Here is an 11,463-nt window from a genome sequence, read left to right on the forward strand (position 1 = left end):
GTCGTCGATCCGACCCCGACGGGTGACGGGGCGACCAGGTGACCAGGCGTCAGATGTCGATCCTGTTGCCGAACAGGACAATGCCGCTGATGTTCGACGGGCCGAGGCAGACTGGGCGCCCTGATCCAGCCACTGATCACTGATCCACTTCACTGATCAACCTCTGCCAGGGAGCGCACGATGACGGAGTACCGGAACCTCGGCCGCACGGGTGTGAAGGTCAGCCCCCTCTGCCTCGGCACGATGATGTTCGGGGCCCGCGGCAACACCGACCACGACGACAGCGTCCGGATCATCCACCGCGCGCTCGACTCGGGCATCAACTTCGTCGACACCGCCGACGTGTACTCCGCGGGCGAGTCGGAGACCATCGTCGGCAAGGCACTGGCCGGCGGGCGCAGGGACGGTGTCGTCCTCGCGACCAAGTTTCACGGCACCCTCGGCGAAGGACCCAACGAGCGCGGTAATTCCCGGCGTTGGATCATCCAGGAGGTCGAGAACAGCCTGCGCCGGCTGGGCACCGACTGGATCGACCTCTACCAGGTGCACCGGCCCGAGCCGGACACCGACTTCGACGAGACCCTGGGCGCGCTGACCGATCTCGTACGCCAGGGCAAGATTCGCTACATCGGCACCTCCACGTTCGAGCCGTCGGCGATCGTCGAAGGGCAGTGGATCGCGGAGCGCCGCGGCCGGGAGCGGGTGGCGACCGAGCAGCCGCCGTACTCGCTGCTCACGCGTGGCATCGAGCGCGAGACGCTGCCCGTGGCGCAGCGCTACGGGCTCGGCGTGCTGTCCTGGAGCCCGCTCGCCGGCGGCTGGCTGTCCGGCCGCTTCCGCAAGGGCGCCGCGCAGCCCGCCTCCAGCCGGTCCGAGCAGCAGACGGCGCGCTTCGACATCACGGCCCAGGAGAACGCGGCCAAGCTGGAGGCGGCCGAGAGTCTGGCGCTGCTGGCCGAGGAGACGGGGCTGACGCTCGTGCAGCTCGCGGTGGCGTTCGTCATCGAGCACCCGGCGGTCACGTCGGCGATCATCGGGCCGCGGACGTACGAGCAGTTGGAGAGCCAGTTGGGAGCGGACGAGGTACGGCTCAGCCGCGACGTACTGGACCGGATCGACGAGATCGTGCCGCCGGGCACCAACCTGTCCGGCCGGGACGCCGGTTACGTACCCCCGTCGATCGCCGACGCGTCCCGGCGTCGTAGGTCCGCCGGTTCCGCGCAGTCCTCCTACTGAGGTTCCACGGGCGCCCTTGGGGCGTGTCCGGTGGATCGGAGAGTCCGTTCGTGGCCCACTCGTCACGTTCCTGTTCCGCTCTCTCTTCCTGGGCACGTCCCTTCCGGAGCCGCTATGAAGACCCTGACCGACGAGGCCCGTGACGAGCGGAGCATCACGCGTCTGTTTGCCCTGTGCGACGGCGTGTTCGCCATCGCCATGACACTGCTCGCCCTCGACCTCCGGGTGCCCGACCTCGGCAAGGACCCCGGCGACGCCTCGCTGCGGGGGGCTCTCGCCGATCTGGAGCCGCGCTATCTGTCGTTCCTGGTCAGCTTCTACGCGATCGCGAGTTACTGGCGGCGTCACCGCAGCGAGATGCGAACGGTCCAAGTCAGCCCGCCGACGCTCGTACGGCTGACGATGTTCCTCCTTCTGACGATCACCGTGCTGCCGTTCGTCTCCAATGTCCTTGGCTCGTACGGAAATCAGGCGGGGATCGCCGTGGCCGCCTACGCCGGGGTGAACGTCCTCGCCGCCGGGACGCTGTTGGTGATCCGGCATGTCGTCGACAAGCACGAACCTCCTAAAGAGGCCGCGAAAGAGCACGCACGGTACGAACTCTGGTTCGACCTGGCCGCCTTCGTGCTCGCTGTTCCCTCCGGCTATGTCTTTCCCGGCGACGGCCCGCAGGCGCTGATCGCGCTCCTCGCGCTGAGCGCCCTCGCCTCCTTCGTGACGCGCCACCTCCTGAAGAGGCGCACGAAAGCAGGGGCGTCCGCATAGGCCCCGTCCGACCGCCGCATCCGCCCCCCCATCCGACCGCGCCTTCGGTCACGCGTCCGGTCACGCGGCGGATCTCCTACTTGAGCGACTGCTCAAACTGCTGCTACTTTCAGTTGAGCAGTCGCTCAAAGACGACTGCGCTCAACAGTGATGAGGCCGACGACCGGGGGACGGAATGGGCCTGTACGTCGAGACACGCATCCGTACGGAGATGGACACGCTCTGGGAGCGGACACAGGATCCGGCGCACCACCAGCGGTGGGATCTGCGCTTCTCGGAGATCGACCACCTGCCCCGCCGGCCGGGCGAGCCGCAGCGGTTCCGCTACGCGGTCCGGGTGCTGCCCTTCCTCACCGTCTCAGGCACCGGAGTCAGCGCGGGGGAGAGCGGCGGGGCCGACGGGCGGCGCGTCTCCGTACTGAGGTTCGCCTCGCCGCATCCCCTCTCCCTCCTCGCGGAGGGGAGCGGGTACTGGCGCTACGTGCCCACACCCGACGGCATCCGCTTCCTCACCGGCTACGACTACCGCCCCCGCTGGGGCCGTTTCGGCGCCGTCGCCGACCGATGGGTGTTCCGGCCGCTGATGGGGTGGGCGACGGCCTGGTCCTTCGACCGACTCCGGCTCTGGTGCGAGCACGGCGTCAGCCCGGCGCGATCCCTCGCGTACGGGGTCGCCGAGCCGGTCGTCCGACTGCTCGCCGTGGCGGGCGCGTTGGGCCCGGCCGCGCTGCTCGGGATGCCGACGGTCGTCACACTCGCCCTTGCCGCACTCGCCGCCCTGCTGTTCCTCGTGCCTCCGCTGCCCCACACCCCGGCCGCCCGTCGCTGTCTGCGTACGCCGCCGGGCCGCCCGGCCGTGCCCACACACGCCGCCTCGACTGCCACCCCGCCGGCCCCCGCCCTTCTCGCCACACTGGAGCGTCCGTGACCTCGATTTTCCGCCTCGCCATGGGCGACGACTTCGACCGGCTCCACCCCCAACTGCGGCGTCGCTTCTCCGTGGGGCTCGACAGCGCCGAGGCGTGCGTGGGACGCGGCGTGATGGACCGCGTCTGGCACGGCCGACCCTTCGTCAAACCGTTCCTCGCGCTCGGCGGCAGCCGCAACATCCTCGTCCCTCGCACCGGCCGCCGGGTCCCGTTCACCATCGAGAACGTGCCCTACCGCGACGCCTACGGCCGCGAGACCGTCACGTTCGTCCGCACCTTCGCACTGGCCGACGGGCCACGCCGCTTCGACGCCACCATGATCCACAGCCCCGAGCGCGACTGCGTCCTCGACTACCTCGGTACGCACCAGCACCTCGCCAGCGACCTGCACCCGACCGCCGAGCCCGACGGCTCGCTGTTGATCCGCTCAGGTCAGCACCGGTTCCGCGAGGGGCCGGTCGACGTGCGGGTACCGGAACTCATCGGCGGCGACGCCGAAGTACGGGAGTCGTACGACGAAGCGGCCGACTGCTTCCGTATCCGCGTACGCGTCACCAACCGGCGCTTCGGCCCGCTCTTCGGGTACGAGGGGGCGTTCGCCGCCACGTACGTACCCGTGGGCTCGTACGGGCTGCGCGCCGGGCTGCGTCCGGTACGGGAAGAGGCCCGCGCATGAGCGCCGACACCGACCACCCCGCGTCCGGCCCGGATCTCGCGCCCGGCCCAGGGCCGGACCCCGCGCCCGGCCCGGATCCCGGAAACAGGAGCCGCGACACCAGAACCAAGCTGCTGGAGGGGGCGCTGCGTACCCTCACCGAACAGGGCATCGCCCGCACCTCCGCCCGCACCATCGCCGCGGCGGCGGGAGTCAACCAGGCGCTGGTCTTCTACCACTTCGGTTCCGTCGACGAACTCCTCGGCGCCGCCTGCCACTACGGCGCCGAACAGCGCGTCTCCCGCTACCGCGCCCGGCTCGCCGCCGTGACCTCGCTCGCCGAACTCCTGCAATTCGGCCGGGAGATGCACACCCAGGAGCGGGCGGACGGCCAGGTCGCCGTCCTCGGTCAGATGCTCGCCGGAGCGCAGACCCAGCCCCGCCTCGCCGCTGCGGCCCGGCGCGGCCTGCAACTGTGGATCGACGAGATCGAGCAGGTTCTGGCCCGCGTGCTGGCCGGCACCCCGATCGCGGATCTCACCGACCCCGCCGGTCTCGCCCGCGCCATCGCCGCGTCCTTCGTCGGCCTTGAGCTGTACGAGGGCGTCGACCAGGAAGGCGCCGGCCATGCCCTCGACGCCCTGGAGCAACTGGCCGTGCTCGCCTCGGTGTTGGACGAACTGGGCCCGCTCGCCCAACGTGCGGTACGACGCCGGCTGCGCAACACCGCGCAGAACTGAGCGGGGGACGCGTGTGCCCGCGTACGGGGGATTCTCGTACGACAGCCCGCCCCGTCGGGGCCGTCGGGACCTGCCGGATCCCGCCCGGCTCAGACGCTGAAGACCTTGCGGAAGTCGGTGAGATCGCCGTCGTACGATGACGTGACCGGCCGGCCCGACGCCTCGATCCACGCGTGGAATCGGTACGGGTCGTCGGCACTCCCCAGGCACCATTCGGTGCTGAGCCCGGCCAGGGCGAGCCGGACGGTGGCGGCCAACGACAGCTCCAGACACGCGACACGTCCCGGATGCAGTCGGGCGACCTGCCCCACCAGGCCGACGGCCACCGCCGCCTCCGCCTCCGTGGCGGGGCGTGGGCAGCGCGATGTGAGGGCCGCCACCGCGCGCACGGTGACGCCGAACGGCAGTCGCAGCAGGCAGAGCGCGATGAGGAGTGCGGCCGTCGCGCCGGGCCGGTCGTGACGAGGAGTGGTCGGGGACCCGCGCCCGTTCCTTCGCGGCGGGCGCGGGGGTGCCTTGTCCGGTGGCGGTGACGGCGTCAGTGCCGGTGTCGGTACCGCTGTCGGTGCCGTCGCTGGTGCCGCGCTCACGAGTCCCCGCCGGACCAGTACCTCGGCCAGTTGCCCGGCATCGGTACGTACCCGCTCACCGAGCGCCGGTGGGAACCGGGCCGCCACCGTGCGTACACCGGCGTCGAAGTCCCCACTCTCGCGCCACTCGGACCACAGGGCACGCGCCGTACCGTTCATCGCGTACCACTGTCCGGTACGGGCGTCGAGGAGCACCGTCCCGCCGTGCGGCGCGCTGCTCTCGTGCACGTGCTCGGGGATGTGGAAGGCAGCCATGGGCCGGTCTCCTCGGAATCGGGTGGTAGTCGTCGGGGTCAGTGCCATGTGGTGTTCCTGAGCCAGATCTCAGCGGCCAGCAGCCGGTTCAGCGCGGGGAACGGTGCGCGCAGCCCCATCAGGGCCCCGTCGAGCGCGGCCGTGACGGCGGCCGGTTCGATGACGCCCAGCTCCGCGAGCCGGGAGTCGAGCAGTATGCTCCGCAACTCGCGGGCGCAGGCGCGGGCACCCTGGTAGTCCTCGTCGCCGTAGTCGCCCTTCGTCCGTCGGGCCAGGACGGGCGCGGGCACCAGATCGGCGAGCGCCGCACCGAGCAGCGGTTTGAAGGCGGGCGGCGCGGCACGCAGATGGGCGGGAAGAGCCGCGCAGGCGCGGACGACGGCGGTGTCGAGAAAGGGCGCCTGCGGCCACACCCCGAACGGGCGGGCCGTTTCCGACAGTTGCCGCTGTACGGCTCCGGAGGTACGCAGGTTGTCCAGCGCGGTGAGGTCGCCCGCTCGCGATCCGGCGGTGTGCCCGGCGGTGTCCGCCGCCTGCCGTGCGAGCGTGGCGAGTTCCTTGCTCGCGGCGCGCGTCAGCCAGCCGGCTTCGGATCCGGGCTCGGGCCACCAGGCGATGGCGTCCAGCCAGTCGATGTCGTGCGCGGCGGCTCGCTCGCCGGCCGCGACGGCCCCAACAGCTCCGACGGCCCCGACAGCACTGCCAGCGCTGACGTTTCGCATCGCACGGTGCTCGATGGCGTCCGCCAGTCGCCGGAAAGCGGTCGCGAGGGGTGTACGGGCCAGGCCGACCGCCCGTGCGGCGACGGCGGACGGCGCCTCCCGCCGGGCGCGGGCCAACTCCCGGCTGTCCCTGGCCAGTCGGCGAAGCCTCTCGGGCCGGGCGAGCGCGGCGAGATAGCCGGGCGGTGCGACAAGCAGCGCGTCCCCGCCCTCGCCTCCCAGATGCACTCCTCCGCCAAGACGCGCGACCCGGGCCAGCCGCAGCCGGGTGCGCGCCAGCGCCACCGCGGCGGCATCGGGCTCACCGCTGTCACGGCCGCCAGGGCTGTGCTCGCCCGGATGGCCGGTGAGTAGTCCTTGGTAGGTCAGGGTCTCGCGGGAGCCGGTCACCACCTCCACGCGCAGCCGAGGATCGAGCCGCGCGAAACGCTCGGCGTGGACAAGGTCGTCGCACGTCGACGCGGCGCTGCCGCGGTACGTCGTCACGGACAGCGGGCCGGGCTGATGACGGAGAGTCAGAAAGGCGAGGGAGGTGGAGTCCAGGCCGCCGCTGAAGTCGGTGGTCACCCGCCGCCCGCCCACGACGCGCAGCCGGACCGCCGTCTCCAGCGCGTCACGCAGGGCGTCGGCACTCCGTGCGAACGATGCCTGGGGATCGGTCTCCAGCGGTTCATGCGTCCAGCGCTCGACGCCTCCCCGTGCGGTACGGCGCAGCGCCTGTCCGCCGCCCAACTTGTCGACGCCGGCGACGACGGACCGTTCGCCGGTCAGCGCGGGGGCCCCCGGACAGAAGATCCCGGCGGCGAGGACCGCCGTGTCGGGCCGTCGTCGCGTGCCTGCCGCGTCGGCCACCGACACGGGCCGGGTCCCGAACACGAAGCGCCGGCCGGTGTCCCGGAAGAACAGCGGGTACTGACCGGCCGCGTCCACGTAGGCGGTCAGTTCGTGCTCACGGATCACCAGGCAGAGGTAGCTGCCCGGCAACCGGGTCAGCTCGTCGGACCGGCCGGACGCGAGCGCCCGCAGCGCTGTGCGCCGTAATCGGTCGTCGTCGGCCAGACACTGGCCGAGCACGACGGCTGTCCCCTCGGGGCCGTCGATCCTGCGCAACTCGCCGTCCCGCCAACGCCCTTGGACTTCGACGGTGTCGCCGGAACCCGTGACGCCCGCATATCCCGCGCCGCCCGCCACCGAGGGAAAGACACCGCTCAGCTCAGGTGCCCGAGTCGTATCGGTGGACGTAGCCACGGCGCCGGCCCTACCAGTAATACTGGGAATTGGCGTCGGCCGTTCCGCTGGTGGAACTCCCCAGAGTCACGTCCCGTACTGAGCCGAGATCGACGACCACAGGCGGTTCGTAGAACAGGTCCTCGGCGTCGTCCGGTCGCACCGCCGGTTCGGCGGATCCACTGACGGGGTACCCGTGACCTCTTTGCGACGTCGTCATGTGATCCACCTCGGGTCTACGTCTGAAAAGTACGTCGGAAATGTACGTTGATAGGCATCCCGACCGGCCGGGGAAACGCTGCCGTACGGTACTCGAATTTGTTCAGCATAATGCGCTCGGGCATCATTCGGTGGACGGATGACACCACACGATGACATCTCTTCGGGGTAGTTGTCCAAATCCCGATATCGAACCCGTGACCGCGCTCCCGAGGTCGGCGGAGAATGCCTTTCGGGAAGTTGACGGAATCCGGTCGATGAATTGCGGGAGCCGGTGCGCGCACGGCGGGCCCGACCGTTCAATTCGATACTCCGGCGGCCGAGGACGGGCCGCCGGAGTTCGCCTCGCCGGACGGCGACGACGGCCCGCCCGGTCAGCCTGCGGTGGCCTGGGCCTCGCCGTCCCTGTCGTACGACCTGAGCCCCAGCACCAGCGCTCCGTGCGCCTCGGTCAGCTGCCCCAGGGAGCTCTTGCGCAGCACGGCGTCGGCGGTACCGCGCAGCGAGTACCGGACAAGGGATTCCTTGCAGGGGCCGAGCACGAGATCGCTCGCCGCCTCGAGCCGGCCGCCGAGCACGATGAGGTTCGGATTGAGCATGTTGCAGACCACCGCGAGTGCCTGGCCGAGCCGGCGGCCCGCGTCCTCCAGGACGCGGACGCACACCGCGTCGTTCGCGTGGGCCCGGTCGATGACCGACCGCAGGGAGTCCGGTACGTCGAGGGAACTGCCGGTCAGCGCCTCCCGTACCTGCCGCACGAGCGAATCCGCGCCGATGACCGTCTCCAGACAGCCACGGCCCCCGCATCGGCAGAAGGCGCCCCGCGGCTCCATGACGGAGTGGCCGATCTCGCCCGCCATCCCGCGGTGCCCCCGGACCATGCTGTTACCGATGATCAGCCCGGCGCCGACACCGGTGGAGACATTCACGTAGACCACGGTCTCCAGGCTCTCGTCCGTGGCGAACGTCTGCTCGGCCAGTGCGCCGAGGTTGGCGTCGTTGTCCAGCACCACCGTGGTGAGGCCCAGCGTCTCCCGAAGTTGCTCCGCCAGGTCGTCCTTCGGATCCCACGGCGGCAGTACGGGACTGGTGAACCGGCCCGTCCGGGGATCGATCATGCGCGGCACGGCCACCCCGAGGGAGATGACGTCGGGCTCCTGCCCGCCGCCGGCCTGATGGACGGCCGCGGCCACCTTCTTCCGGATCTCCGGCAGAAGCCGGGCCAGCCCGCTGTTGGCGCCGATGTCCGAGTATTCGCCGGGATGACGGTCGGCGACCCCCTGGTCGAGACGGCGGGCGACGACCCGGGTGTGGTTGAAACCGATGTGCACCCCCACCGCGACGGACGATGTCCCGGACAGCCGTACGAGCGCGCCCCGACCCCCGGTGTCGTACTTCTCGACCAGGATCGTGCCTTCCGCGGCCATCTCCCGCACGATGGTCGAGACCGTGCCACCGGAGAGGGAGGTCCGGCGGCTCAGACCCGCCTGTGTGTCCGCCTTGATCATTACGGCGAGCAGAACGCGCTTTCGGTTGATCTGTTTGACTCCGCTGGCCGGACCAAGATGGTCGCGTAACTGAACCATTTCCTCCCCATTCCCGGCGCGGACGATTTCATCGTGTCGTCCGGGGCTGGCAGATTAACATGGTGATCTTCAAATTGAAGGTGGCTTGTCTTCAAAAGAAAGCAAGGGGGTGAATGGGCGGTCGTGGCCTGTCTGCGTCTGAAGTGACAGATGGTTTCCGAGGGGCTTCTGGTGGCTCCGAGAATGACGCGGAATGACCGACGGCCGAGCTACGAATGGCCGGAACGACCGGCGAGCGCCCGCGGAACGGCCACCCTGGCCAGCACCTGGTCCAGGACGCCGGTGAGGAACCGCGCCGGGTCCGGGACCGGCGCCGTGACCCGCGCCGCGACGATGGCGTCCGGTCGTACGAGCAGGGCCCCGTCGTCGGACAGCCACGGTGCGCGGATCCGGTGCGCCGGCAGGCCGACGTCCGCCGCCGCGGCGAGCCACCGCTCGCCCGCCGTACCGACCAGCAGGGTCCACCGGGACGCGACCAGGTCGAGCGTGGAGACCCCGTCGACCCACGCGTGGGGCACCCGTGAACCCGGCGACCCGTCCAGCGCCACCGACAGATCCACCGTGGACGGGAGTTCCGGCCGCGAGCCGACGACGGCGGCCGAGTCGTACCGCTGGCCGAGGTGCACGACCGGCGCCGCCCACACCCCCGCCGTCGCCCTGGCGGCGTCGGCCTCCGGGCCACGCCCCCAGTGCAGCGCCGGGTCGGCGAGCCTGCGCAGCGCCTGGTCCAGCGTCGCCGCGGCGACCGGCTCGCGCTCCCGCGCGTAGGTGTCGAGCAGGCCGGCGCCCGCCTCCCCGTGGTGGACGGCGGCCAGCTTCCACGCGAGGTTGTGGGTGTCCGCGACGCCGGTGTTGAGGCCGAACGCGCCCAGGGGCGACACGGTGTGCGCGGCGTCGCCGACGAGGAACACACGGCCGACGGCGAAGCGGTCGGCCAGGGAGCTGCGGGGCCGCCACGGGAGCACGCTGCGCACCTCGACGTCGAGGCCGGGATCGCCGACCGCCGCGCGGACGACCGCGACGCAGCGCTCGTGCGTGAAGTCCTCGGGACGCTCGCCCCCGTCCACGTCGCAGGCGACGTGGAAGACCCAGTCCGTCCCGCCGTCCACGGTCGCCAGCAGGCCGGGTGCCTCCGGCGTGGTGATCGTGCAGGTGGCGAAGGACATCCCCCGCAGATGGGGCCGGAGGTCGGCGTGGAACAGGATGTTGATCATCGACTTGCCCAGGTCGCCCGCCCCGGAGGTGCCCACGCCGAGCGCGGTCCGTACGGCGCTGTGCGTGCCGTCCGCGGCCACCACGCGCGCGCAGCGCAGCGTGTAGCGGCCGTCGGGACCCTCCAGTTCGACATCGACCCCGTCGGTGTCCTGCGCGAGGCCGACCAGCCGGGTCGACCAGCGCAGATCCGCTCCGCGGCGCGCCAGGTCGGCCGCCACCACGGCGTCGAGGCGGTCCTGCGCGCAGACACCGCGCAACCTGAACGGCGTCGTGTCCAGTTCGGCGGCGGGCGGGGCCGGCATGGGAACGCTCACGACGTCGCCCGCGCCCATCTCGACGACGGTCCGCGCCACGGCCTTGCCCGTGGCGCCCCGGAGGTCGACCGCGACGGCGTCGACGGCGGTGTCGAGCCCCAGCTCGCGAAGGACCTCGACGCTGCGCGGCCCGATGCCGGTGGCGCGCGGGTGGACCGACGGCCCGGACCGGCGTTCGACGAGCACCGCGGGGACCCCGTGGTGGGCGAGCAGCACCGCGGTGAGCAGCCCGACGCTGCCGCCTCCGACCACGAGCACCGGCACTTCTGGATACGTTGTCTCTGTCATGGCTACAACGTATCCAGAAGGTAGGATGCCGGTCAACGAGGAAATCGACGACGAAGGGAACCACCCGATGACCGAACCCGCTCCCTCGTCGGTGTGGACCAGGCCGCGCCCCGAACCGCGCCGCCGCGCGCCGGGGGTGGACCGGTACGTCGCCGCCGCGCTGGCCGTCGCCGACGCGGAGGGCCTCGCCGCGGTGTCGATGCGCCGCGTCGCGGGCGACCTCGGTTCCGGGACTGCCACCCTCTACCGCTACATCACCAACCGCGACGAACTGGTGGACCTGATGGTCGACGCCGCGCAGGGCGAGGACCCGCTCCCCGGGCCCGCGCGGGACTGGCGCGCCGACCTGGCAGCGGTCGCGCACGCCGAGCGCGCGACCCTGCTGCGGCACCCGTGGCTGGCGGGCGAACTGGCGGGCAGGCCCTCGCTCGGCCCCAACTCGTTGCGGCGGTCCGAATCCGCGCTGCGCGCGGCCGTCGCGCTCACGCCCGACATCACCCTGGCCTCGCAGGCCCTCGGCGCCGTACACGCGTACGTGCTGGGCTCGGTGGCCACCCAGCAGGCCGTCCGGCACGCCGAGCAGCGCACCGGCCTGACCGAGGAACAGTGGCAGCGCAGCGTCGGCCCCTACATCAGCGAGGTCCTCGCGGCGGGCGAGCACCCGATGCTCGCCCCCCGCGTCCAACAAGGAGAGGAACCCGACCCCGACGACGAGTTCGCGA

11 protein-coding genes are annotated in these 11,463 nt (G+C 71.5%); 6 read left to right on the plus strand and 5 right to left on the minus strand.

Annotated features, from left to right (window positions below; all coding sequences use genetic code 11):
• The first annotated feature begins 180 nt into the window (after positions 1 to 180).
• The 5 genes from ACFUN8_RS24090 (at position 181) to ACFUN8_RS24110 (ending at position 4,325) form a co-directional block, all read left to right on the plus strand.
• On the plus strand, positions 181 to 1,236 hold the full coding sequence (locus ACFUN8_RS24090) for an aldo/keto reductase (protein WP_383641220.1): 1,056 nt from the start codon (positions 181 to 183) through the stop codon (positions 1,234 to 1,236).
• A gap of 114 nt (positions 1,237 to 1,350) precedes the next feature.
• The gene (locus tag ACFUN8_RS24095; RefSeq protein ID WP_383641223.1) at positions 1,351 to 2,001 is read left to right on the plus strand and encodes a TMEM175 family protein; all 651 of its coding nucleotides are present in this window, start codon (positions 1,351 to 1,353) and stop codon (positions 1,999 to 2,001) included.
• A 175-nt stretch (positions 2,002 to 2,176) separates the two neighbouring features.
• Positions 2,177 to 2,929: a hypothetical protein gene (locus ACFUN8_RS24100; RefSeq protein WP_383641226.1), complete on the plus strand. Its 753-nt coding sequence runs from the start codon at positions 2,177 to 2,179 to the stop codon at positions 2,927 to 2,929.
• Positions 2,926 to 3,606: a DUF4166 domain-containing protein gene (locus tag ACFUN8_RS24105; RefSeq protein ID WP_383641228.1), complete on the plus strand. Its 681-nt coding sequence runs from the start codon at positions 2,926 to 2,928 to the stop codon at positions 3,604 to 3,606. Before ACFUN8_RS24100 ends, ACFUN8_RS24105 begins: the two co-directional genes overlap by 4 nt.
• Positions 3,603 to 4,325, plus strand: a complete 723-nt coding sequence (locus tag ACFUN8_RS24110; protein ID WP_383641231.1) for a TetR/AcrR family transcriptional regulator — start codon at positions 3,603 to 3,605, stop codon at positions 4,323 to 4,325. Before ACFUN8_RS24105 ends, ACFUN8_RS24110 begins: the two co-directional genes overlap by 4 nt.
• An 89-nt stretch (positions 4,326 to 4,414) precedes the next feature.
• Here the strand turns inward: ACFUN8_RS24110 and ACFUN8_RS24115 are convergent, their stop codons facing one another.
• The 5 genes from ACFUN8_RS24115 to ACFUN8_RS24135 all read right to left on the minus strand — a co-directional run bounded on the left by ACFUN8_RS24115 (position 4,415) and on the right by ACFUN8_RS24135 (position 10,741).
• A complete protein-coding gene (locus ACFUN8_RS24115; RefSeq protein WP_383641234.1) occupies positions 4,415 to 5,170 on the minus strand; it encodes a lasso peptide biosynthesis B2 protein in 756 nt (251 codons plus the stop codon).
• Positions 5,171 to 5,208: 38 nt separating this feature from the next.
• Complete coding sequence (locus ACFUN8_RS24120) at positions 5,209 to 7,140, minus strand: asparagine synthase-related protein (protein ID WP_383641236.1); 1,932 nt, start codon at positions 7,138 to 7,140, stop codon at positions 5,209 to 5,211.
• A 10-nt stretch (positions 7,141 to 7,150) separates the two neighbouring features.
• Positions 7,151 to 7,339 (minus strand): lasso RiPP family leader peptide-containing protein, encoded by a 189-nt coding sequence (locus tag ACFUN8_RS24125; protein WP_383641239.1) that lies wholly within the window; start codon positions 7,337 to 7,339, stop codon positions 7,151 to 7,153.
• Positions 7,340 to 7,712: 373 nt separating this feature from the next.
• Positions 7,713 to 8,846: an ROK family protein gene (locus ACFUN8_RS24130; protein WP_383641241.1), complete on the minus strand. Its 1,134-nt coding sequence runs from the start codon at positions 8,844 to 8,846 to the stop codon at positions 7,713 to 7,715.
• Positions 8,847 to 9,133: 287 nt separating this feature from the next.
• Positions 9,134 to 10,741 (minus strand): FAD-dependent monooxygenase, encoded by a 1,608-nt coding sequence (locus tag ACFUN8_RS24135; protein ID WP_383641244.1) that lies wholly within the window; start codon positions 10,739 to 10,741, stop codon positions 9,134 to 9,136.
• A gap of 67 nt (positions 10,742 to 10,808) precedes the next feature.
• On the opposite strand from ACFUN8_RS24135, the gene ACFUN8_RS24140 reads away from it, so the two are divergent.
• The coding region (locus ACFUN8_RS24140; protein ID WP_383641247.1) for a TetR/AcrR family transcriptional regulator C-terminal domain-containing protein at positions 10,809 to 11,463 on the plus strand (655 nt) is incomplete at its 3' end.

It is taken from the genome of Streptomyces sp. NPDC057307 (assembly GCF_042667665.1).
Lineage (GTDB): Bacteria > Actinomycetota > Actinomycetes > Streptomycetales > Streptomycetaceae > Streptomyces.

Excerpts from the sequence above, each read along its gene's own strand:
- ACFUN8_RS24135 (WP_383641244.1), bottom strand. The coding sequence starts at position 10,741 with ATGACAGAGACAACGTATCCAGAAGTGCCGGTGCTCGTGGTCGGAGGC.
- ACFUN8_RS24125 (WP_383641239.1), bottom strand. The coding sequence starts at position 7,339 with ATGACGACGTCGCAAAGAGGTCACGGGTACCCCGTCAGTGGATCCGCC.
- ACFUN8_RS24115 (WP_383641234.1), bottom strand. The coding sequence starts at position 5,170 with ATGGCTGCCTTCCACATCCCCGAGCACGTGCACGAGAGCAGCGCGCCG.
- ACFUN8_RS24100 (WP_383641226.1), top strand. The coding sequence starts at position 2,177 with ATGGGCCTGTACGTCGAGACACGCATCCGTACGGAGATGGACACGCTC.
- ACFUN8_RS24095 (WP_383641223.1), top strand. The coding sequence starts at position 1,351 with ATGAAGACCCTGACCGACGAGGCCCGTGACGAGCGGAGCATCACGCGT.
- ACFUN8_RS24090 (WP_383641220.1), top strand. The coding sequence starts at position 181 with ATGACGGAGTACCGGAACCTCGGCCGCACGGGTGTGAAGGTCAGCCCC.
- ACFUN8_RS24130 (WP_383641241.1), bottom strand. The coding sequence starts at position 8,846 with ATGATCAAGGCGGACACACAGGCGGGTCTGAGCCGCCGGACCTCCCTC.
- ACFUN8_RS24110 (WP_383641231.1), top strand. The coding sequence starts at position 3,603 with ATGAGCGCCGACACCGACCACCCCGCGTCCGGCCCGGATCTCGCGCCC.